The following is a 21671-nucleotide window of genomic DNA, read 5'->3' on the forward strand; positions in this document are numbered from 1 at the left end:
CCAGCCGCGACCAGCGGTTTCGACGACGCCTGCAGCCACAGCGCGCTTCAGCCGCCGAGCAACTGCCGTACCGCCGGCTCCATCGCCCGCAGGCCCGCTGCACGGCCGATCTCCAGCGCCGCGTCGACGCCCATTTCGTCGAGCTTGGCCGCCTTGACCGCAAACAGCGCGCCGACGCGATTGCTGCTCGCGCAATGCACGAGCGCCGCGCCCTGGATGTTCTCCAGCGCGATCGCCAGCTGACGCGCGTTGTCTTCGTTGAGGTCGGCGGCGCCGGCAACGGGAATGTTGACGTATTCGAGCCCGAGCTCGCGCATCAGCTCCGCCTCGTCATACGCGCAAGGCTCGGCCGGAGGACACAGATTGATGACGCGCGTCACGCCGCGCTGTTTGGCCAGCAGGAAATCGTCCGGCGACGGCCGGCCAGCGGTCGAGACCTGCGGGAACGGCTGGCCGGCATTCGGCAATTCGGGGAGCAGCATGACGGTGACTCCGGCGTGAAAACAGGGCGGCAAGCTTAGCGCCTGCTCCCGGCCTCGGCGATTGCCGTGCCGCCGCGCGGCTGTGCACGGACGCCGGCATCGAGGCCGCACGAACGTCGGCCGTCGCACGGCCCGTATTTCAGGCCCACCCTTCGCACGGCCGGTACAACCGTCGTTGCCCGATCGCATTGACGTGCGAGAGGATCGAGTGCCGACAGCGCGATCCAGTAGCGCCGCGGTACCCACCGCCCCGACCGCGGTATCCGATCAAACCGGGCCGCGGTCGCCTGCCCGGTGCGCGGCCCACAGGCCCTCGAAGAAGCTGCGCGCGTTCACGCCCAGGGTGCGCGTGCGGTAGCCACCTTCCTGCACGATCAGCGTCGGCAGACCGAGCGCGCCGATCAGCCGGCCATTGCCGTCGAAGTCCTTCGCGATCAGCGGCCAGCTGCCGGTGGGATCGGCCTTCGCGGTATCGAGGCCCAGGCACACCACCAGAAACGCCGGTCCGAATTCGCGTATCGCCGCGAGCGCCTTGTGCAGCGTCTGCCGATAGCGCTCGGCGGTGATCGTCTCGGGCAAGGGCAGATTGAGATTGGCGCCCTCGCCCGCCAGCTGGCCGCGTTCATCGGCAAAGCCCGAGCAGTGCGGATACGCCGCCGGCGGTGCGCCGTGGATCGACACCGTGAACACGTCGGCGCGCTCGTAGAAGATGTCCTGCTGACCGTTGCCGTGATGAAAGTCGAGATCGAGGATCGCGACGCGCCCGTACTGGCTCAGATACTCGGCCGCGATCGCGGCGTTGTTCAAATAGCAGAAGCCGCCGAACACGCGGCGCTCGGCGTGATGACCGGGCGGGCGCACCAGCGCATAGGCCAGATCAAAGCCCTCGAACAGCAGCTCCGCCCCGGTCAGCGCGCAATCGACGGCGCCGCGCGCCGCTCGGTAGACGTTGGCATTGAGCGGCGTGAAGGTGTCCGTGCAGTAATAGCCGATCTGCAGTTCCAGATCCTTGGGCGGGCGCTGCAGATTGCGCACCGGAAAGATCACCGGATAGATCGACTTGCCCGGCGGCAGCTGGATGCAGGCATCACGCAGGTAATCGAGATAGGCGCGCGTGTGCACCTTCAGCAGCAAGGCCTGCGGCGCGTGCCGGGCCTCGACGCGTTTGAACAGCCCGGTCTTGTCGAGTTCTTCGAGGATCAGCGGAATGCGCACCGGCGCCTCGACATAGCCGCGATCACGAATGTGGTGGATGTCGTGATCGGCGTTGACCAGCAGGGCGATGCGACCCGGCCCTTCGGCTGGCGTGGCCGGCGCGCTGGCGACGCGACGCTGGTAGCGCGGCGGCCGCAGCTCGGCGATGTCGCTTTTGAAGGATTCCGCGACCTTGGCAATGTCGGCCGCCGGGATCAGATGCGCGTACTTGCGCTCGAGGATCGCGCTGACGATCGGCTGCAGCACCTCGCGTCGCAAGGGCTGCGTGCTGCCGAGCGCGTCGTACATCAGGTAATACAGATCCTGATCGCCCTCGAACACCGGCGTGTCGTAGGCGTTGTCGGCAATCGGCCGCGCGCCGAAACGCTCGTAGAACTTCAGGCGCTGCCGGTTCTGCGCCAGCTTGTCCGGATCGCGGATGACGGCCGGATCGTCGACCGAACATTCGAAGAACAGACCGAGCGCGCCGCGCGCGGCCGCTTCCTCGCGCACGCGCTCGTACAGCCCGCCTCCGAGACCGCCGCCGGTCACGTCGGCCCCGGTCGAGATCAGTTCGAGGAAGACCGCCTGCACGTCCGGCATGTGCAGCAGCATGGCGAAGCCCTTGACCTTGCCGAGTGCACTTTCGGCCACTAGCAGCACCGACTGATAGCGGTACTGGAACGGATCGCGCAGCTGCAGCGGAATCTTGTCGACATCGCGGTTTTGCGCGCCGGGAAACTGCGCCCGCAGGATCTCCTGCACCTGCGCGATGACGTCGCGGTTGGCGACACTGTGGTCATCGTGAATCTTGCGTATGCGCAGCATCGACACACTCCGCAGCGGATGGCCTTACGTTACGGCCTGTTAACGCTATGGACGATCGCTGCGTTGCTGCCAGCAATCGCGCCAGGCAAGGCAGGAGCCGCAGGGCTTGGTGGCGCCAAGCGCAAGGCTCGTAACGTCGCATGGCGCGATTGCTGGCGCAACCCGAATGGGGCGGGGCCGTTTTGGCGCAGCGATTGCCATCGCGTTAACAGGCCCTAGCGCAACGGCCGCGATTCCGGATGCCGTCCTGCCAGCTGCCGGACGCCATTTTCCGGGCGTTTGCCGGCGAGCGGCGGCTTCGGCGAGACTCGGCGTCCCGATAATCAGAAAGCAGGAGAACGCAACATGGCAGCAGTGGGATATGTGTGCATCGGCACCAACGATTTCGACCGCGCGACCGCCTTCTACGATGCCCTGCTCGGCGAGTTCGGCGGCAAGCGTTTGATGCCGACACCGAAGGGTCTGATTTACCAGCTCGGCGGCGGCGCGATGGTCATGATCACCCGACCGTACAACGATCAGCCGGCGACGATCGGCAACGGCAACATGGTCGCGTTCAAGGCCGACGACAAGGAACAGGTCGCCAAGTGGCATGCCAAGGCGCTCTCGCTCGGCGCGACCTGCGACGGCGCTCCCGGCGCGCGCGGCGGCTTCGGCGAGTTCGCGTATTTTCGCGATCTGGATGGCAACAAGCTGGCGGCGTTCTGCCTGGGTTGATGCGGCAGCCGCTTGAAAGGCGCCAGGCGCGCAGCCAGGACGCTGCGCGCCGTGCGCATTCGGGGCACTGCCGTCTGCGGGTGCGGAATGACTACCGCGCCTTGCGCCCCGCCTTCGCCATTTTCGTGATCAGGCGTCGCGCGTTCTCCGCGCAATCGATGTCCGCGGGCTTGGCCTGAATTTCACGGAGCAATCGCCGCAGGTCCTTCTTGTTGCGCGCGAGCTGCCGCTCCGCCGCTTCGATGTTCGCGATCTTCGCTTCCAGCGCGCCGATCAGTTCATCGTGCCGCCAGCCCGTCAGGTCGGTCGGCAAGACGCGCTGCACCTCGTCGAGAGAAAACCCCGCCAGCTGCGCCGAGCTGATGATCTTCAAGACCAGCGGCGCGTCCGGCGCGTACTCGCGGTAGCCATTGGGCTGGCGCGATATTCTGCCCAGCAGGCCCTTCGCCTCGTAGAAGCGAATCGTCGAGGGCGCCAGACCCGTCTGTTCTGCCAGCTCGCCGATTTTCATGTTTTCCGTCTCTTGACCTTGAAGCTGACTTTAAGGCTAATGTTTCAGTGATCCCTGCATCAAGAGCCCCGAATGAAACTGCTGGCGCCGCTCGAACTTCCCAACGGCACGATCATCCCCAACCGCCTCGCAAAAGCCGCGATGGAGGAAAACATGGCGGACGCCGATCACGCGCCATCGGACGCCCTGATCGCGCTTTACCGGGCCTGGGCCGAGGGCGGCGCCGGTCTGATCATCACCGGCAACGTGATGGTCGATCGCCACGCGATGACCGGGCCCGGAGGCGTCGTCCTCGAGAATGACCGCCATCTGGACCGCTTCCGGCGATGGTCGGCGACCGCGCGCGCCGGCGGCGCGCAGGTCTGGATGCAGATCAATCATCCGGGCCGGCAGATGGCGGCGGCGCTGGGTCAACAGACCCTCGCGCCTTCAGCCGTGCCGCTCGATCTGGGTTCCTTTTCCAGGCGCTTTTCGGTTCCGCGGGCGATGTCCGGGCGCGACATCGCGTCGACACGATCGCATTTCGTCGCGAGTGCGCTGCTGGCCGAGCAGGCCGGCTTCGATGGCGTGCAGATTCATGCGGCTCACGGATATCTGCTCAGCCAGTTTCTGTCGCCGCTGACGAATCTCCGCAGCGACGACTGGGGCGGCAGTGCCTGCAGCCGCGCACGCCTGCTGGTCGACATCGTTCGCGACGTACGTGCGGCCGTGCGGCCGAAGTTCTCGGTGTCCGTGAAGCTCAACTCGGCCGACTTCCAGCGCGGTGGCTTCAGCCCGGACGACGCCAAGGAAGTCGTTCAATATCTGAACGCGCTGAAAGTCGACCTCATCGAACTGTCGGGCGGCAGCTACGAGGCGCCGGCGATGCAGGGACAGGCGAGAGACGGCAGAACCCTCGCGCGCGAGGCGTACTTCCTCGAATTCGCCGAAGACATCGCCTCCGTCGCGCGCATGCCGATCATGGTGACCGGCGGCATCCGCCGCCCGCAGATCGCCGAGCAGGTTTTGAACAGCGGGATTTCCGTCGTCGGCATGGCGACGGCGCTGGCGCTGGACCCGCACCTGCCCTCGGAATGGATGGCGGGCCGCGACCTGGCCCCGACCCTGCGCCCGATCGAATGGAAGAACAAGCCGCTCGCCGCGACGGCGTACATGGCTGTGGTCAAGCATCAATTGCGCCGAATGAGCCTGGGCCGCCCGACGGCACCGGAGGTTCATCCGGTTTGGGCACTGGTGCAGCAGCAGGCACTGACGGCAATGCAGACCAGGCGATATCGCCGCTGGACGCAGTCGCTGGCCGAGGCACGGCAGAAGTCCCAATAGGGTCCGGCTCCGTTCTTCCGGGGAACACCGGCGATTCGGCGTCAGGGTATCCAACTGCGCGACGGGAGCAGCCCGGAATGACGGAGCGCATGATGCTGGCGATCGCCACGCTCACTCCAGCTACCGGTCCCGGCGGTCACTTGCCTTGGCGATCGTCGTGCGCAGTCTCGGCGCTCTCCAGCCTGACCTTGTCGCCCTCGACGAGCTTGCGGACCACGACAAAGAACACGGGCACGAAGAACACGGCGAGCACCGTTGCCGTCAGCATGCCGCCGATCACGCCGGTGCCGATCGCGTTCTGGCCACCGGAGCCGGCGCCGGTGGAAATGGCGAGCGGCATGACGCCGAGAATGAACGCGAGCGAGGTCATCAGGATCGGGCGCAGGCGCTGGTGGGCGGCATGCACGGTCGCTTCGATCAGGCCCATGCCGCCGTCGTAATTGGCCTTGGCGAATTCGACGATGAGGATGGCGTTCTTCGCGGACAGGCCGATCGTCGTCAGCAGACCGACCTGGAAGTAGACGTCATTGCCGAGGCCACGCAGCAGCGTGGCGAGCACGGCGCCGATCACGCCGAGCGGCACGACCAGCATCACCGACACCGGAATCGACCAGCTCTCGTACAGCGCGGCGAGACAGAGGAACACGATCAGCAGCGAGATCGCGTACAGCGCCGGGGCCTGCGCGCCGGAACGGCGCTCCTCGAATGACAGGCCGGTCCATTCGTGGCCGATGCCGGCAGGCAGTTGCTTGAGCAGGTCTTCCACTTCCGCCATCGCCTCGCCAGTGCTCAGGCCCGGCGCGGGTTGACCGAGGATCTCGGTCGCGGAGATGCCGTTGAAGCGTTCGAGCTTGGGCGGACCGTAGGTCCAGTGGCCGCTGGCAAACGCGGAGAACGGCACCATCTCGCCGCTGGCGTTGCGCACGTACCACTGACCGAAATCATCCGGCGTCATGCGGGACGGCGCGTCGCCCTGCACGAACACGCGCTTGACGCGGCCACGATCGATGAACTGGTTGACGTAGGCCGAGCCCCAGGCGGCGGACAGCGTCTCGTTGATGTCGCTGGTGGCAAGGCCGAACGCGCGCGCCTTCTCCCAGTCGATGTCGACCTTGTACTGCGGCTCGTCGGACAGACCGTTGGGGCGCACGCCCACCAGCTTCTTGCTCTTGGCGGCGAGGCCGAGGAACTGGTTGCGCGCCTCCATCAGCCTGGCGTGGCCGAGGCCGGCGCGATCCTGCAGCTCGAAGTCGAAGCCGGTGGCGTTGCCGAGTTCGGTGACGGCCGGCGGTGCGACGGCGAAGATCTGCGCGTCGCGATACGACGCGAAGTGCTTCATGACACGGCCCGCGAGCGTCTGCACCTTGTTCTGCTTGCCGGAGCGTTCCGCCCAGTCCTTGAGGCTGACGAAGGCCATGCCGGAATTCTGGCCGCGGCCGCTGAAGTTGAAGCCGCTGATCGTGAAGATCGACTTCACCGCCTGCTTCTCGTCGTTGAGCAGGTATTCGCGCACCTGACGCAGTGCTTCGTCGGTGCGTGCGACGGTCGCGCCGGGCGGCGCGGTGACCTGCACGAACATGATGCCCTGGTCCTCGTCCGGCAGGAACGCGCGCGGAATGCGCGTGAACAGCACGCCCATGACGACGATGATCGCCAGATAGATCAGCAGCACGCGGCCGCTGCGCTTGAGGAAGCGCTGCACGCCGCTTTCATAGCGGCGATTGCCGGCATCGAACTTCTGGTTGAACCAGCCGAAGAAGCCGTGCCGCTCGTGCGTCTCGCCCGCCTCGACGGGCTTGAGTATCGTCGCGCACAGGGCCGGCGTGAAGATCAGCGCCACGAGCACCGACAGGCTCATTGCCGAGACGATGGTGATCGAGAACTGCCGGTAGATAACGCCGGTGGAGCCGCCGAAGAACGCCATCGGCAGGAACACCGCCGACAGCACCAGCGCGATGCCGACCAGCGCGCCGGTGATCTGCGTCATCGAGCGTCGCGTCGCTTCCTTCGGCGAGACGCCTTCCTCGGCCATCACGCGTTCGACGTTCTCGACGACGACGATGGCATCGTCGACGAGCAGGCCGATCGCCAGCACCATGCCGAACATGGTCAGCGTGTTGATCGAAAATCCGGCCGCCGACAACACGGCAAACGTGCCCAGCAGCACGACCGGCACGGCGATGGTCGGGATGAAGGTCGCGCGCAGGTTCTGCAGGAACAGATACATGACGAGGAAGACCAGGACGATGGCCTCGAACAGCGTCTTGATCACTTCCTCGATCGACAGGCGCACGAACGGCGTGGTGTCGTACGGATAGACCGCTTCCAGACCCGGCGGAAACTGAGGCCGCAGGCTGTCGATCGTCGCACGCACATTGTCGGCGGTGTCGAGCGCGTTCGCGCCGCTCGCCAGCTTGATGGCGATGCCCGACGCCGGCTTGCCGTTGAACTGCGCGTTGATCGCCTCGCTTTCGCCGCCCAGCGCGACGCGCGCGACATCTTCAAGCCGCACCTGCGAGCCATCGGCATTGACGCGCAGCAGGATCTTCCTGAAGTCGTCGATCGAGGTCAGGCGCGTCGGGCCGATCACCGTCGCATTGAGCTGCTGGCCCTTCACCGCCGGCAGGCCGCCGAGTTCGCCCGACGAGATCTGCACGTTCTGCGCGGCGATCGCGTTTTCCACGTCGACCGGCGTCAGCTGGAAGCTCTCGAGCCTGGCCGGGTCGAGCCAGATGCGCATCGCGTACTGCGTGCCGAAGACCTGGTAGTCGCCGACGCCGGCGGTGCGGCTGATCGGGTCCTGCACATGCGAGACGATGAAGTCGCCGATGTCGGTGCGGCTCATGCTGCCGTCGGTGGAAACGAAGCCGACGACCAGCAGGAAGTTCTTGGTCGCCTTGGCGACACGGATGCCCTGCAGCTGCACTTCGGTCGGCAGCTGCGGCGTCGCCAGCGACAGCTTGTTCTGCACCTGCACCTGCGCGATGTCCGGATCGGTGCCCTGCGAGAACGTCAGCGTGATCGTCATGCTGCCGTCCTTGTTGCTCTCGGACGAGAAGTACATCAGGCGATCGATGCCGGACAGCTGCTGCTCGATGACCTGCGTCACCGTGTTCTGCACGGTCTCCGCGGACGCGCCGGGATAGCTGACGCTGATCGAGATGGACGGCGGCGCGATCGCCGGATACTGCGCGACCGGCAGCGTGCGGATCGACAGCGCGCCGGCCAGCATCAGGATGATCGCCACCACCCACGCGAAGATCGGGCGGTCGATGAAGAAGTTGACCATTGCCGCTTACGGCTTCCCGGCTGGCGCAGCGTCCGGACCGGCCGCGTCTTCGCTGCCGCGCTCGACCGGTCGCACTTCGGCGCCCGGCTTCACCTTCTGCAGGCCTTCGACGATCACCTTGTCGCCGGCCTGCACGCCGTCGGTCACCAGCCACTGATCGCCGACCGTGCGCGCGGTCGTCAGCGTACGCAATTCGACCTTGTTGCCGTCACCGACCACCAGCGCCGTCGCCTTGCCGGTCGGATCGCGCGTCACGCCCTGCTGCGGCACCAGCAGCGCGTCCGGCGACACGCCTTCCTGGATCGTTTCCTTGACGAACATGCCGGGCAGCAGCAGGCCGTCGCCGTTCGGAAAGATCGAACGCAAGGTGACGGAACCGGTGCTCGGATCGACGGTGACTTCGCTGAACTGCAAGGTGCCGGCGCTGGCGTAGTCGCTGCCGTCTTCGAGTTGCAGATGCACCTCGGCCTGCCGGTCGCCGGCTTTCTTCAACTGGCCGCTCGCGAATTCGCGTTGCAGGCGCAGCAGCATCGTGCTCGGCTGCGGCACATCGACATAGATCGGATCGAGCTGCTGGATCGTGGCCAGCGCCGTACTCTGCCCGGCACTGACCAGCGCCCCTTCGGTGACACCGGAGCGCCCGATGCGGCCACTGATCGGCGCCAGCACGCGCGTGTAGACGAGTTTTATGCGCGCGGTTTCGACCGCCGCCTTCGCCGACGCCACGTCGGCCTTCGCGGCATCGCGCGCGGCGACCGCGTCCTCATTGCTCTGTTCGCTGACCGCCCTGGCGTCGAGCAGAGCCTGGCTGCGCGTGGCGGCGGACTCGGCCGACTTCGCCGTCGCCTCGGCGCGCGCAAGCGCGGCACGCGCGCTGTCGTACTGTGCCTGATAGGGCGCCGGATCGATCAGATAGAGCGGCTCGCCGGCCTTGACCATGCCGCCTTCGGTGAACGTGCGCTTGCGGATCACGCCATCGACCTGCGGACGGACTTCGGCCGTGCGATAGGCGCTGGTACGCCCGGACAGCACGGTGGTCAGCGGCACCGCCTGCGGCTTGAGCGTGACGACCGTGACCTGGGTCGGCGCGGGCGGCGGCGCGTCGGCCTTCTTGCCGCACGCGCCGAGCAGCAGGGCGACGCTCAGGGCGCCGGCCAGCGACGCCAGACGACCGCGACGCGCCAGTGGGAAATCGATGATGGGCATGGCCTCGTGCGTCTGACTGGGAGGCGTCGAAACGAGACGGCGTCGTACGCGCGCGCGCTTCACCGGCTCACGAACCGCAGTCAGTGTGCCGACGCGACGGCCAGACGGCAAATTTGATTAGCCGGCACCGTTCGGCACGGCGTTTCGGCGAATCGCGGCGACGAAGGTCCGACCCGCCGGCGGCTGCCGGACGGCACGGGTGGATTCGCGGCTAGTCGCGCTCGGAAACGAAGGCCGCGCCGTGCGGCAGCGGTGCGCCACGCCAGACCTTGTAGAACGGCGGCAGTTCGAGGATGAAGGTCGCGAGCACGCCGATCGCCGTCAGCGTCAGCGCGATCTGGTCGGCGAGATAGCGCAACTGCAGGGTTGCCAGCAGCAAGGCGACGACGACGAGGCTGGCGACATAGCCGCCCACCGACATCGCCAGAAACTGGCGACGGTCGTTCTGGTCGACGTCGAAACGGAACAGGAAGACCGCAACCGCATTGCGGGGGAAATGCACGCGGCTGCCGCTGGCGAGCGCGCCGCTCAGATGCCCCCACTCGTGGACGAAGTACGCCGACACCGGCAGCAGCAGGCCGGCAACGATCGCGACCGCCATCGCGGACGCCGCGCCCGCATCGTGCAGCGCGTGGCTCCATTGCCAGAGGAAGATGCTGAGCGCGATCACCAACAGATCGCGGAGCACGAGCGAGACCGGCATGCGGGAATCGTCTGCGTTCATCGCGTCATCCTCCGACGAGGTTTCAGGCCGGCGGCAGCTTCTTGCCGTGCTTGGCCAGGTAGTGCGCCGTGATGTTGGGCGGCTCGGTGAACGGCGTGACGATCTCGAACACGCGTTCGTAGGTCGCACGCTTGATCTTCCACTGGCCGTTCTGCTTGACGTAGGTGTCGCGGTAGAACGAGGTGCCGTCGGTGTAGATCTTGTTGCGCAGATCGCAGAACCAGTCCTTGAGATACCAGACGCCGGTCGCCTCGGTCGGTGACTGGAAATCGATCTCCGGATGATTGACGTGATGCACGGCGATCGCATCGGCATGGAACGCGTTCGACAGCGCTTCGATGATGGTGTCGCGGCCCTGCGCCTCGAACACGTAGCTGCCGCCGACATAGCGCACGCTGGCGTCTTCGGTGAACAGATCGCGGATTTCGGTGAAGTTGGCGGTGTCGATGCAGCGGCAGTACGCGTACTTCAGGCGCTTGATCAGTTCGATATCTTCGAGCGGCAGGGACATCGTGACTCCTCGTCTTGTGTTGTTCGGCTGAGGGCGACTGTCGCGCGAAGCCGGATGCGCAGCCTCATGCGTCCGGACGAACCGTTGTCGGCCATTCCAGGCCGCAAGAGCGGCGCTCGTCTAGACGCCGAAGCCGCCCGACACGTTGATCTGCTGGCCGGTCACGTAGTCCGCCGTCGCCAGATAGACCGCGGCGTTGCCGATGTCCTCAGGCTGGCCCCAGCGCTTCAGGCACAGCAGCTTGTGGGTTTCGTCGATCCAGGCCTGATCGAACACGCCGCGCTTCGTCAGCTCGAGGAACATGCCGGCCTCGATGACGCCGACCAGCACCGAATTCGCACGAATGTTGTGGCGGCCTTCTTCCTTGGCGATGCCCTTGATGAAGGCCTCGTTCGCCGCCTTCGGCACCACCGACAGGCCATCGCGCGGCGGAAACCAGACGTGGCCGGCCGAACCCAGGTGCACGTAGGAGCCGCCGCCGGCTTCACGCATTGCCGGCAGCGTCGCCTGCACCGCGTGATAGAAACCGTGAACCTCGATGTCGATCGAGCGCTTCCACAGCGCCTCGTTGGCTTCCGCCAACGGCACCTGCTCGACGACCGGGCCGGCTGCCCAGACGACGGTGTGGATGCGGCCGTGCGCCTTCAGCACGTCGGCGACCGTCGCCTTGACCTGCGCGGCCTCGGTCACGTCGGTGGCATGCGTCGTCACCTTGCGACCCAGCGCGGCGATCTCGCCGGCAACGCGCTCGGCGACCTCCTTTTTCGAGCGATAGGCGATCGCGACATCGGCGCCGGCCTCGGCAAAGGTCTTCGCCACGCCCTGGCCGATGCCCCCGCTGCCGCCGAACACCAGTACCGCACCGTTCGCGAACTTCGCCATGCCGCTCTCCTTTATCCGTTCATGCAATGGCGCCGATCATGCGCAGGCCGGTGCCGGCAGGGCCTCCCCCATAGGGACGAGCGCGGGGTACCTCTGCAAGCGGACGAAGCGCGCGGCGGTACAGCGGTCGACAGTGGCGTTCCGCTCGCGGCGAGCGCCGCGCAGCGTGACGCTCAGAACCGCAGCCAACGACACCGGACCCCGAGGAGCCTGCCGTGCAGGAATTGCAGAACAAGGTCGCCATCATCACCGGCGCCGCCAGCGGCATCGGCCGCGCCGCCGCAATGCGCTTTGCCGAGGAAGGCGCGAAGCTGGCGCTCGCCGATCTCGATGCCGCGGCCGGCGCCGCCCTGGTTGCGGAACTGCGGTCGTGCGGCAACGACGTCTTTTTCCAGCGCACCGATGTTGCCGACGCCGCGCAATGCCAGGCGCTGGTCGATGCCGCCGTGACGCATTACGGCCGGCTCGACTGTGCGTTCAACAACGCCGGCATTTCCGACGGCCCGATCCCGCCGGGCACGATCGACTACCCGCTGGCGCTCTGGGACCGCATGATCGCGGTCAACCTGTCCGGCGTGTTCTACGGCCTGCGTGCGCAGATCCGCGCGATGCTCGCCAACGGCGGCGGCGCGATCGTCAACACCGCGTCGATCGCCGGACAGATCGGGCTCGCCGGCATTCCCGGCTACGTCGCCGGCAAGCACGGCGTCGTCGGCCTGACCAAGACCATCGCCGTCGAATACGGCGCGCAGAACATCCGCTGCAACGCCGTCGCCCCCGGCTTCATCGAAACGCCGATGATCGAGCAGGTGATGGCCGTACCGGCGTTTCGCGACATGGCCGCCAGCACGGTGCCGGCGGGTCGCGTGGGCAGCGCCGAGGAGATCGCCAACGTCGTGGTCTGGGCGTGCTCGGATCGCGCGTCGTACGTGAATGGCGCGGTGCTGGCTGCCGACGGCGGCTTCCTCGCGCGCTGAGCTTTTTGCGTCAGGCGCGCGGACGCGCTTCAATCGAGGCCCGGTTTCCGAACGAGGCTCGCCGATGACACCCGTTGCCCAGCGATCACGCGGACAGATTCTGCGCAGCCGCGGCATCGGCACCCGCATCGGCACCCTGATCGGCGTCGGCTGGCTGGCTTACGGCTTGAGTCTGCTCGGCGGTGTCGCGCGCATTCCGATCGCGATCGTCGGTCTCGTGATCGCCGCCGTGCTGCTGCAGCGCGCGCGCCGCCTGCTTGCCGCAAGCCGCGGCCTGCCGGCGCCGGACGCGGCGCAGCGGATGGCGAACCGCAGGGTCTGGGTCCGCTTCTGGATCAACTTCGTGTTCGAGATCGTGCTGCTGAATCTGGCGATCAACCTGCTCGCAGCGCCGTCGCTGCACGTCTACTGGATACCGGCGATCTCGCTGGTGGTCGGCCTGCATTTCCTGCCGATGGCGCGCTTCCTCGACGTGCCGTCGTACTGGGCCTGCGGCGGCGCCATGATGCTGCTCGCCGCCGCCACCGCGCTGGCGCTGCACCGGGACTGGATGGCACCGAACCTGCTGGTGGCAACCGAAGCGATGCTCAACGCCGCCATCCTCTGGGCCACTGCCCTGCACGGGCTGCGCGCGATCGCGGCCGGGCGCCCGCCGGCGACGGCGGACTGACGCGCGCACGCCGCCGTGCGCTAAGCTGCTCGCGGGCATCCACGGCCGGAACTTTCATGGAGATTCGGGTCGACGATCTGCGCGGTTCCGAGATCATCCAGCTGCTGCTCGATCATCGCCAGAGCATGACGCTGCACTCGCCGCCGGAAAGCATTCATGCCCTCGATCTCGACGGGCTGCGCCAGCCGGAAATCACATTCTGGAGCGTCTGGCGCGACGGTGCCCTGCTCGGTTGCGGCGCGCTCAAGCAGCTCGACGCGGCGCACGGCGAGATCAAGTCGATGCGCACCGTCAGCGCCCATCTGCGCCAGGGCGTCGCGGCGCGGCTGATGGAGCACCTGCTCGACGAAGCGCGGCGCCGCGCCTATCGGCGCCTCAGTCTCGAAACCGGCAGCGCCGCGGCGTTCCGGCCGGCCCATGCGCTGTACGCGCGTTTCGGCTTCAGCTTCTGCGGGCCGTTCGCGAACTACATCGAAGATCCGTACAGCGTGTTCATGACGCGCAGCCTGTGATCGTCGCTGGCACAAGGACGCGCCATTTGCGGTTAAATGATTGTCCCCATCGAATCCCGACAGCGAGAGCCCGCGTGAGCAGCGATACCGACAGCAAGGTCAAGGCCACCGCCGAGCGCATCATCGAACTCGGCAAGGAAGTCGAAGCGCCGGGTCAGGCCGTGACCGGCGACACGTCCATGCAGCGTGCGCGCACGGTGCTGGGCGCCTGGCTCGACGGCATGCGCGGCATCGTCGTCAATCCGGCGCTCGGTCGCGTCACGGTGATCCATGAAAACGGCGACGCCTCGTCGATCGCGTCCGCCGAGCTGGCGTTCCGCCTGAGCGCCGCCGGCATCACGCAGCTGGGTTGAGCCGGTGCCGCATCCCTTGCGCCAAATGACCCGCTGCGGCTGACAGCCGGGTCCTTGCCGATCCCGAGGTCCAGCGCGTGTCGAACAACAGTCCCATCTCTGCCGCCGTTGCCGCCGCGATCCAGAGCGGCAATCCGATCGAGGCGATCAAACGCGTGCGCGAAGAAACCGGGCTCGGCCTGCAGGAAGCCAGGGCGCTCGTCGACGCCCATGTCGCCGGTCGAGCCATGCCGTCGCCGTCGGCGGCAGCACCCGCATCGGACTTGCCGCTGCAGGCGATCCTGGCACTGCGACAGGGCCGGCGCATCGACGCGATCCGCGCCGTCCGCGAGCAACGGCGCATCGGTCTGAAGGACGCGAAGCAGATCGTCGACGCCTACGTCGACGAGCATCCGGAACTGCTCGCCGGACTCGGCGCCATGCGCGGCACGCTGTGGCGAAAGTTCCTGTTCGCGATCATCGCAACGGCCCTCGCGATCGCGTGCTATTGGCGGTTCGCAACCTAGGCGACGCGCCATGCCTGCCCGCCTGCCGGAATTCGCCGCGTTCGTACTCGATCAGCTGTCGCCGATCCCGTCGCTCAGTCATTCGCGCATGTTCGGCGGCATCGGCTTGCGTGCCGGCGAAACCTTCTTCGCGATCCTGATGAGCGGCGAACTGTATTTCGTGGTCGACGAACAGACACGGCGCGAATACGAGGCGCTCGGCAGCGGAGCTTTCACCTACCAGAAGAAGACCGGCCTCGGCATCAGCCGGCGCTACTACCGGGTGCCGGCCGAAGTGCTCGATGAGCCCGAACGCCTCCTGGCATTTGCCAGCGCGTCGATCGCCGCGGTCCGCCGTGGCAAGGCGCCCGCTGCCCGGCGCAGCCGTCGCAAGACCTGAGAAACTTCCGAACGGGTCCGTCGTCGCGAGATCGCGAAGCGACCGTGGCGATCCGGAAGCATCGTTCGCGCCGGGCGCCGCGGGATTGCGTCGTCGCCTTCGTCTTCCCGCAACGACGAAGCCGGCGTGATTCAGCCCTTCCCTGCCGCGCATCGTGGCGCGAGCCGACCGTCATGCCGGCACGCGCGCAAGGCACGGTATCTCGCACCGTGCCTTGCGCGCGATGCTCAGTGTCCGTGTCGTGACGCCGCGTCCGGCGAGAACATGTCGGCGCTCAGGCCGCCCTGGTTCAGCTGCCACCACTGCTTCGATTCGTTGACGAGACGATCGACGTAGTACGCGTTCGCAGTCAGGTCGTGATAGATCGCGATACCGGCCTGGAAGCCCTCGATCGCCGGCGAGTAGAAGTAGTTGACCATGCTCGCGCGCCAGAGCTGGCCGCGCGCGTCGTAGTTGTCGACCCACAGCGCGTGCCAGCTGTCTTCGTCGACGTAGAAGCGGCGCTTCGCGTAGATGTGTCGATAGCCCTGCTTGACGGTCGCCTCCAGCACCCAGACCCGGTGCAGCTCGTAGCGCATGTATTGCGGATTGACGCTGCTCGGCGGCAGCAGCTGGTCGTAGCGGACCGCCGGATCGTTCTGCTTGAAGCTGTCGTACGGCACGTAGATTTCCTTCTTGCCGAGCAGCTGCCAGTCGTAGCGTTCGGGCGAGCCGTTGAACAGGCGATCGTCGTCGACCGTGCGGAAGCCGCCGGCACCCTGCGGCGTGTCGAAGCCGAACTCCGGCGCCTGCCGCACACGACGTGTGCCCGGGCTGTAGAACCAGGCCTGACGGTCGATGCTGTTGTCGTTCGGCGTCCAGCCGAGCGTGATCGCACCCTTGTCGCGCTCCGGCAGCAAGGTTTCCGAATAGAAGTACGAATTCACTTCGTCCTGATTGCTGCCGCGATGTTTCGGGTCGTTCCAGACCGACAGGATCTTGTAGACGACGCGGCCCGGTGCGCGATTGCCGTTCGGATAGACGACGAACTGGTCGAGGATGCCCTGCTCGGTCCAGGCGCGATGCGGGTTCTGCATGTTGGTCTGCGCTTCGAGCCCGTCACTGGGGAACGGAAACGGAATGCCACCGGTCGTGCCGGTGAAGCCGAGACCGTCGTGCACCAGCTCGGCGCTCGTCGCGTTTTTCCTGACCGCGTCACAAACCCAGTCCGGATAGCGGAAGTCGCGATGGCTGGCGTAGACCGGCATCGTGAAGGCTTTCGGATAGCGCTTGAGCAGCGCCTTCTGACCCTCGGTCAGCCGCTCGGCATACTGCGCGAGATTGTCGCTGTCGATCGTGAACAGCGGCTTTTCGTCCGCATAAGGCCCGGGGTTGTAGCCGTTCTGCGTGGCGCCCGGCCACGCGGCGCCGAGCCACTTGCCGCTGTACGCGGGAATCGAGCCGTCGGCATTGCCGGCGCGCTCGGCACCCATGCAGGTCAGCTTGTCGCCGCCGAGTTGTGCGGCCTGCTCGGCCGATACCTTCGCGAATGCGCTCTGCGCAGCCAGCGTGCCGAGCACGATCGCGGCCAGCGTGTACATCATTTTCCTGGTCATGCTGTTCATCTCCGGGCGATCAGAAGCTGTACTTGAGGTTGATCGCCATGTAGTCGCGATCGGCGTACGGACGCTTGGCCGCGTTCGCCGAACCGAGGAAGGCGTTGTAGCTGGCGCCGATCTGCAGGTTCTGCAGGTAGGTGAAATTGCCGGCGACGCTGGCGCGCATGTCGCCGTCGCCGTACAGGCTGCCGAAGGCTCCGGCCAGCGCCGGCGTGCCATGCAGCAGCGAGAACGTCAGTGGCAGCGCCAGATCCCACTGCGAAAAGACATTGCGATAGTTCAGCGTCGCGATGCCCGACACCGCCCAGGCGTCGCGGTCATTGCTGAGCGTCTTGCTGCCGGACGCCGCGTCGACACCGGCCAGATGCAGATAGCCGGCTTCGCCGACCAGATCGATCTGCTGCGACAGCGCATTCGGACTCATCGTGTAGATCGACGAGACCAGCGTCTGCACCAGCTTGCCGCGCGTCGCGGTCGGGCCGAGCGCGGTGTCGACCAGCACGGTCGCACCGTCGCGCCAGTTCACTTCGCCGGCGACATTCGCCGCGCCGAGCCGCGTCGAGAAGCTCGCCGCCGCCATGTCGATGCCGTCGAAGTAGCGGATGTGGTACGACACCGGCGCATAGCTGCCGGGCGCGACTTCGGCGACATCCAGCAGCACGGCGGGATTGGTGTCGTGATAGCGCAACCAGTACAGACCGAGATTGGTGGCGCCGGTCAGCTGGGCCTTGAGGCTGAGACCGTATTGGCCGCCATCGCTCGGTCGCTGGTCGTGACCGCGCGGGATGTCGTAGCCATAGGCGACATGCAGCAGCCGTGCGCCGGGACCGACCACATCGCTGGTCGAGAAGTATGCGCCGGCCGGTTCCAGTTCGGTCGGCTGATATTCGAGGTGGTAGTACGCGGCGAGGCTCAGGCCACCGGCGAAGCTGATCTGCGTGAAAACCTGATCGACCGGCAGCAGGATGTTCTTGACCTCGACGCCCGGCACGTTGGCCTTGGTCGCGTCGGCCGGCCCCTGCGCGGACGCGATGCCGGAGAAGAACAGGCTTTCGCCCCAGGCGACGACCTGACGGCCGACGCGAAGATCGACGCCGGTGCTGCCGAAACGGTGATCGGCCCAGGCATAGGCGTCGAGCAGCCGCACGCGACCGCCGTCGTACTTTCGCGCCTGTTGCGTGTAGCGATCGTGCTCGCCGTCCTTGTTGACCGTGTCCGGTGAATCGTTGTCGTTGCGGCGATGGTAGACATCGTCGTAGAACGCGTCGCCGCGCAACACGGCGCCGACATTGCCGTGCGTGAGGAACAGCTCGCCAAGCGCGCTGACGCGGTCGTTGATCAGGCTGCCGGCCTTGAAGTTGCGATCGCCGTCATCGCCATTGGCTGTCGTCGGAATGCCGGTGGCCGGATCGACCGGCCCGTCGATCAGCGCCGGGGCGCGACCCCCGGTACGCATCGCCAGCGCATAGCCCAGCGTCAGCGTGTACTGCGCGTCGGTGTCGCCCGGCAGATCGAACGATCCGGCCTGTGCCGCGTCGATGCCGGCGACGGCGATCAGCGACGCGGCGAGCCGCGCGATGATCGTGCGTGACGACACCGGCGGATGTTTCATGATCATGATTTTCTCCTCCTGCCCTGTTGGCGCCGCGAGCATAGGAGCGGGCTTTGCGACGCATCCTCGTCTGAACTGAGATATGTGAAGTGACGAGCGGCGGCGCGCCGTCGCCATGTCTGCACTCGGACGAGGACGCCGCGCAGCACGCCGCGCAAGCTGCCCGACAGACCTGCCGCGGGAGCGCGCAATGAATGTCGACGCTGTGCTGATTCCGGTTCCGGCCCTGGGCCCGGCACTGGCCGTGCTGCAGGAGGTGCTGGCGCTGCCGCTGCGGTTTCGCGACGGCGATCGTTATGCCGCGCTCGACGCCCGGCTGAAGCTCGCGCTCGCGACCGGCGACGAGTGCATGGGCAAGGCGGCGGCGCTGGTCGTGCGCGTCGCCGATGTCGACGCCGCACTGCAGCGCCTGCTCGACGCAGGCGCGCGACTGCGTCGGCACGCGGAACAGGGGCCGCACGAGCGCCGCGCGGCCGTGTCGCTGGCCGGTCTCGACATCGTGCTCAGCCAGCCGGCCTCCCGGCCGCAGGTCACGGGAGCATGAGCATGGGAACGGCATCCGGCTTCGACGCCCGCGCATTCCGCAGCGCGCTCGGCAGCTTCACCACCGGCGTCACCATCGTCACGACGCGCGATCGCGACGGCGCGCCGGTCGGCATCACCGCCAACAGCTTCAATTCGGTTTCGCTCGATCCGCCGATGGTGCTGTGGAGCCTCGCCCGGTCGGCGCGCAGCCTCGCGAGCTTCGCGAATGCGACGCACTGGGCGGTGCACATCCTGTCGGCGCAGCAGGAAGCGCTGTCGAATCGCTTCGCGAAAAGCGGCAGCGACAAGTTCGCCGGGCTTGCTGTCGAAGCAGGTCACGGCGGCGCGCCGCTGCTCGCCGGCTGCGCCGCGCGCCTGCAATGCCGCAGTGCGTTCCAGTACGAAGGCGGCGACCATCTGATCTTAGTCGGCGAGGTACTCGACTTCGACAGCTGCGAGCTGCCGCCGCTGGTGTTCCAGTCCGGTCGCTACGCCTTCGCCGCACGTCGCGCCGGTCAGCTCAGCGCCGCCGCCGATGCGTCGCCGGCGATCTGGCGCGAGGATCATCTCGGCTATCTGCTCGGCCGCGCCTGGTTCCAGTTCTACGGTCGCATCCGCGCGCGCCTCGACGCGCACGGCCTCTCGGACGCCGACTACTTCGCGCTGACGACACTGGTGCTGCAGGACGGCGCCAGCCTGGAAGGACTCAACGAGGTGTTCGCCTATTCCGGCGTGGCCGCGTCACGCGAGCGTCTGCAGGACCTGGCTGTCCGCGGTCTGCTGGAGACGCGCGGCGCACACGACGCACCGCGTTTCCACATGACCGAGGCCGGACGCCGGCTGACGCTGGAACTGATCGCCGCCGCCGACGCGATCGAAGCCGACGCATTGCAGGCCTGTGGCAGCCTGGAAGCCGAGGCACTGCGGCATTCGCTGCGGCATCTGATCCGCAGCACCGATCCCGGCCTGCCCGATCTCTGGACGCCCGACTCGCAGCGAGCCGCGCCATGAACGACGAGCCCCTGCAGATCGACGGCGGCGTTGCCGTCATCACCGGCGCGGCCAGCGGCATCGGTGCCGGCCTGGTCCGCCACGCGCTGTCGCTCGGCATGCGCGTGGTCGCCGCCGACGTGGTCGCCGACAAATTGCGTGCGTCGGTCGCCGGCCTCGACGGCGAGGTGATCGCGGTGCCGACCGATGTCACGCGGCCGGCGTCGGTCGATGCACTCGCCGACGCGGCATGGCGCGCCTTCGGTCAGGTCGACCTGCTGTTCAACAACGCCGGCATCATGGCCACCGGCTTTTCCTGGCAGATCGAAGCGGCGCGCTGGCAGCGCCTGCTCGACGTCAACATCGGCGGCACTGTCAACGGCATCCGCAGTTTCGTGCCGCATCTGCTCGGCGCCGGACGCGCCGCGCAGATCATCAATACCTCGTCGGTCGGCGGCTTTCTCGCCAGCCCGCTGATGGCGCCGTACTCGGCGACCAAGTTCGCGATCGTCGCGCTGACCGAGTCGCTGCGCAGCGAGATGGAAATGCTGCAGGCGCCGATCGGCGTGTCGCTGCTCGCGCCCGGCCCGGTCATCACCGGCATCTTCGACGATCCGTTCGGCGCCACCGTCGATGCAGCCAGCGAGGGCTTCGTCGCGCAGATGCGGACCATGACACAGCAATACGGGGTGACACCGGACGTGTTCGCCGCACGCGTGTTCACGTCGCTGCGCAGACGCGAGTTCTGGATCGTGCCGCAGCCGGAGGCGCTCGACGACGCACTGCGAGCGAAGACCGACGGCATTCTTGCGCGCCGCAATCCGACGCTGCCGGCGTGGTGAGCGTCAGGCCGGCACGAACAGCACGCTGACATCGCCCGGCATCGGCAGCTCGACTTCGCGATCGCGCTTCAGGCCGAGACGGCGCAGCAGGCGCATCGAACGTTCGTTGTCCGGCATGGTCAACGCGAGCACGCGCGTGATGCGGAGCCGGGCGCGGGCATCGGCGAGCACGGCGGCGGCGGCCTCGAACGCATAGCCCTGCCCTTCGTATCCGTGAAGAAAGGCAAAGCCGATATCCGGTGCATCCAGCGCCTCGCGCCTGAGCAGCCCGCAGATGCCGATCGGCGCCGCGCTGTCGTCGAGCACCACGACATACAGGCCGTAGCCGTGCCGCCAGTAATGATCGCGAAGCTTGCCGATGTAGCCGCGCGCGTCCTCCGGCGTACGCACCCTGCGGTCGCCGATGTAGCGGATGAAGCCGGGCTCGTTGAGCAGCGCGATGATGAAGTCGGCGTCGCCGTCGGCCGCCTCGCGCAAGTGCAGGCGCGCGCTGCGGATGATGCTTTTCGGCGGGGTTGCGGAGCGCTCGGTCATGGCGCGTCAGCATGCCTGAGACGTGGACGCCCGCCCAGCGAGCGGTTCAGCGGGTGATGATCTTGATCCGCTCCAGCCGCGTGGAGGCGATGCGCCAGCCGTCGGCCGTGCGCCGGTAGCGGTCGTGATAGCAGCCCCAGCCCTGCAGCTGCGCGAACGGCAGCGACGAGCGCGCGCGGTCCTCGACCCAGATCCGGTCGGTCATGCTCCAGCGCGCATGCGCTTCGTCCGCCGAATCGACGACGATCTCCGGCATGCTGCCGGCGTGCGCGGTGACGCAACCGTCGAGCACGCCCAGGGCGTTGCGCACGAACGCATCCGGATCACGCTGCAGCAGCCGCTCGTCGCCGTCGGGCGACTCGCTGCGGAAATCGGTGACGGCATCGTCGGTGAAGACACTGCGCAGCAATGCGGCGTCCTTGCTGTCGACGCCGCGGAAGTAGCGTGCCTTGAGCTGGCGGATGGCCTCGATCGCGACCAGTCGTTCGCTGTCATTCATCGGCTTC

23 protein-coding genes are annotated in these 21671 nt (G+C 67.1%); 11 read left to right on the forward strand and 12 right to left on the reverse strand.

The window, feature by feature from the left end:
• Nucleotides 1–47: 47 nt before the first annotated feature.
• The gene (locus tag G7Y85_RS12955) at nt 48–482 is read right to left on the reverse strand and encodes a protein tyrosine phosphatase family protein (RefSeq protein ID WP_166257633.1); all 435 of its coding nucleotides are present in this window, start codon (nt 480–482) and stop codon (nt 48–50) included.
• 267 nt (nt 483–749) lie between these two features.
• Nucleotides 750–2504, reverse strand: coding sequence for a histone deacetylase family protein (locus tag G7Y85_RS12960; protein ID WP_166257636.1), 1755 nt, complete (start codon nt 2502–2504; stop codon nt 750–752).
• A gap of 345 nt (nt 2505–2849) precedes the next feature.
• Between G7Y85_RS12960 and G7Y85_RS12965 the strand changes: the two genes are divergently transcribed.
• On the forward strand, nt 2850–3221 hold the full coding sequence (locus tag G7Y85_RS12965) for a VOC family protein (RefSeq protein WP_166257639.1): 372 nt from the start codon (nt 2850–2852) through the stop codon (nt 3219–3221).
• A gap of 91 nt (nt 3222–3312) precedes the next feature.
• On the opposite strand, the gene G7Y85_RS12970 is transcribed toward G7Y85_RS12965, so the two are convergent.
• Complete coding sequence (locus G7Y85_RS12970; RefSeq protein ID WP_166257642.1) at nt 3313–3732, reverse strand: MerR family transcriptional regulator; 420 nt, start codon at nt 3730–3732, stop codon at nt 3313–3315.
• 72 nt (nt 3733–3804) lie between these two features.
• Here G7Y85_RS12970 and G7Y85_RS12975 point away from each other — a divergent pair, with 72 nt between their 5' ends.
• Nucleotides 3805–5055: an NADH:flavin oxidoreductase/NADH oxidase family protein gene (locus G7Y85_RS12975; protein WP_166257645.1), complete on the forward strand. Its 1251-nt coding sequence runs from the start codon at nt 3805–3807 to the stop codon at nt 5053–5055.
• 136 nt (nt 5056–5191) lie between these two features.
• Here the strand turns inward: G7Y85_RS12975 and G7Y85_RS12980 are convergent, their stop codons facing one another.
• The 5 genes from G7Y85_RS12980 to G7Y85_RS13000 form a co-directional block, all read right to left on the reverse strand.
• A complete protein-coding gene (locus G7Y85_RS12980; protein ID WP_166257648.1) occupies nt 5192–8344 on the reverse strand; it encodes an efflux RND transporter permease subunit in 3153 nt (1050 codons plus the stop codon).
• 6 nt (nt 8345–8350) lie between these two features.
• Complete coding sequence (locus tag G7Y85_RS12985) at nt 8351–9550, reverse strand: efflux RND transporter periplasmic adaptor subunit (protein WP_166257650.1); 1200 nt, start codon at nt 9548–9550, stop codon at nt 8351–8353.
• Between the two features lie 211 nt (nt 9551–9761).
• Nucleotides 9762–10274 carry a hypothetical protein gene (locus G7Y85_RS12990; protein WP_166257653.1) on the reverse strand — a complete coding sequence of 171 codons (513 nt, stop codon included), beginning with the start codon at nt 10272–10274 and terminating at the stop codon, nt 9762–9764.
• 22 nt (nt 10275–10296) lie between these two features.
• Nucleotides 10297–10785, reverse strand: a complete 489-nt coding sequence (locus G7Y85_RS12995; RefSeq protein ID WP_166257656.1) for a nuclear transport factor 2 family protein — start codon at nt 10783–10785, stop codon at nt 10297–10299.
• Nucleotides 10786–10905: 120 nt separating this feature from the next.
• Nucleotides 10906–11667, reverse strand: a complete 762-nt coding sequence (locus tag G7Y85_RS13000) for an SDR family NAD(P)-dependent oxidoreductase (RefSeq protein WP_166257659.1) — start codon at nt 11665–11667, stop codon at nt 10906–10908.
• Nucleotides 11668–11882: 215 nt separating this feature from the next.
• Between G7Y85_RS13000 and G7Y85_RS13005 the strand changes: the two genes are divergently transcribed.
• From G7Y85_RS13005 to G7Y85_RS13030, 6 genes are all read left to right on the forward strand, one after another.
• Nucleotides 11883–12644 (forward strand): SDR family NAD(P)-dependent oxidoreductase, encoded by a 762-nt coding sequence (locus G7Y85_RS13005; RefSeq protein WP_166257662.1) that lies wholly within the window; start codon nt 11883–11885, stop codon nt 12642–12644.
• A 64-nt stretch (nt 12645–12708) separates the two neighbouring features.
• Nucleotides 12709–13314, forward strand: coding sequence for a hypothetical protein (locus tag G7Y85_RS13010; protein ID WP_166257665.1), 606 nt, complete (start codon nt 12709–12711; stop codon nt 13312–13314).
• A gap of 56 nt (nt 13315–13370) precedes the next feature.
• Entirely contained in the window at nt 13371–13826 is a 456-nt protein-coding gene (locus tag G7Y85_RS13015) for a GNAT family N-acetyltransferase (protein WP_166257668.1), read from the forward strand.
• A gap of 74 nt (nt 13827–13900) precedes the next feature.
• Nucleotides 13901–14179, forward strand: a complete 279-nt coding sequence (locus G7Y85_RS13020) for a hypothetical protein (protein WP_166257671.1) — start codon at nt 13901–13903, stop codon at nt 14177–14179.
• Nucleotides 14180–14256: 77 nt separating this feature from the next.
• Complete coding sequence (locus G7Y85_RS13025; RefSeq protein ID WP_166257674.1) at nt 14257–14685, forward strand: ribosomal L7/L12 family protein; 429 nt, start codon at nt 14257–14259, stop codon at nt 14683–14685.
• Nucleotides 14686–14695: 10 nt separating this feature from the next.
• Nucleotides 14696–15064: a TfoX/Sxy family protein gene (locus G7Y85_RS13030; RefSeq protein WP_166257677.1), complete on the forward strand. Its 369-nt coding sequence runs from the start codon at nt 14696–14698 to the stop codon at nt 15062–15064.
• Between the two features lie 227 nt (nt 15065–15291).
• Here G7Y85_RS13030 and G7Y85_RS13035 read toward each other — a convergent pair whose 3' ends face one another.
• A complete protein-coding gene (locus G7Y85_RS13035) occupies nt 15292–16659 on the reverse strand; it encodes a DUF1329 domain-containing protein (protein WP_241696157.1) in 1368 nt (455 codons plus the stop codon).
• A 19-nt stretch (nt 16660–16678) separates the two neighbouring features.
• Nucleotides 16679–18280 carry a DUF1302 domain-containing protein gene (locus G7Y85_RS13040; protein ID WP_166257683.1) on the reverse strand — a complete coding sequence of 534 codons (1602 nt, stop codon included), beginning with the start codon at nt 18278–18280 and terminating at the stop codon, nt 16679–16681.
• A gap of 184 nt (nt 18281–18464) precedes the next feature.
• Here G7Y85_RS13040 and G7Y85_RS13045 point away from each other — a divergent pair, with 184 nt between their 5' ends.
• From G7Y85_RS13045 to G7Y85_RS13055, 3 genes are read left to right on the forward strand one after another with little or no spacing between them, the layout of a single operon-like run.
• Nucleotides 18465–18818 carry a VOC family protein gene (locus G7Y85_RS13045; protein ID WP_174839776.1) on the forward strand — a complete coding sequence of 118 codons (354 nt, stop codon included), beginning with the start codon at nt 18465–18467 and terminating at the stop codon, nt 18816–18818.
• A gap of 2 nt (nt 18819–18820) precedes the next feature.
• Entirely contained in the window at nt 18821–19810 is a 990-nt protein-coding gene (locus G7Y85_RS13050) for a flavin reductase family protein (RefSeq protein ID WP_166257686.1), read from the forward strand.
• Nucleotides 19807–20631 carry an SDR family NAD(P)-dependent oxidoreductase gene (locus tag G7Y85_RS13055; protein ID WP_166257689.1) on the forward strand — a complete coding sequence of 275 codons (825 nt, stop codon included), beginning with the start codon at nt 19807–19809 and terminating at the stop codon, nt 20629–20631. The genes G7Y85_RS13050 and G7Y85_RS13055 overlap by 4 nt, the downstream gene beginning before the upstream one ends.
• Before the next feature lie 3 nt (nt 20632–20634).
• On the opposite strand, the gene G7Y85_RS13060 is transcribed toward G7Y85_RS13055, so the two are convergent.
• A complete protein-coding gene (locus tag G7Y85_RS13060) occupies nt 20635–21165 on the reverse strand; it encodes a GNAT family N-acetyltransferase (RefSeq protein WP_166257692.1) in 531 nt (176 codons plus the stop codon).
• A gap of 46 nt (nt 21166–21211) precedes the next feature.
• Nucleotides 21212–21664, reverse strand: a complete 453-nt coding sequence (locus G7Y85_RS13065) for a nuclear transport factor 2 family protein (RefSeq protein WP_166257695.1) — start codon at nt 21662–21664, stop codon at nt 21212–21214.
• Between the last annotated feature and the right edge of the window lie 7 nt (nt 21665–21671).

It is taken from the genome of Solimonas terrae, from assembly GCF_011067135.1.
GTDB lineage: Bacteria > Pseudomonadota > Gammaproteobacteria > Nevskiales > Nevskiaceae > Solimonas > Solimonas terrae.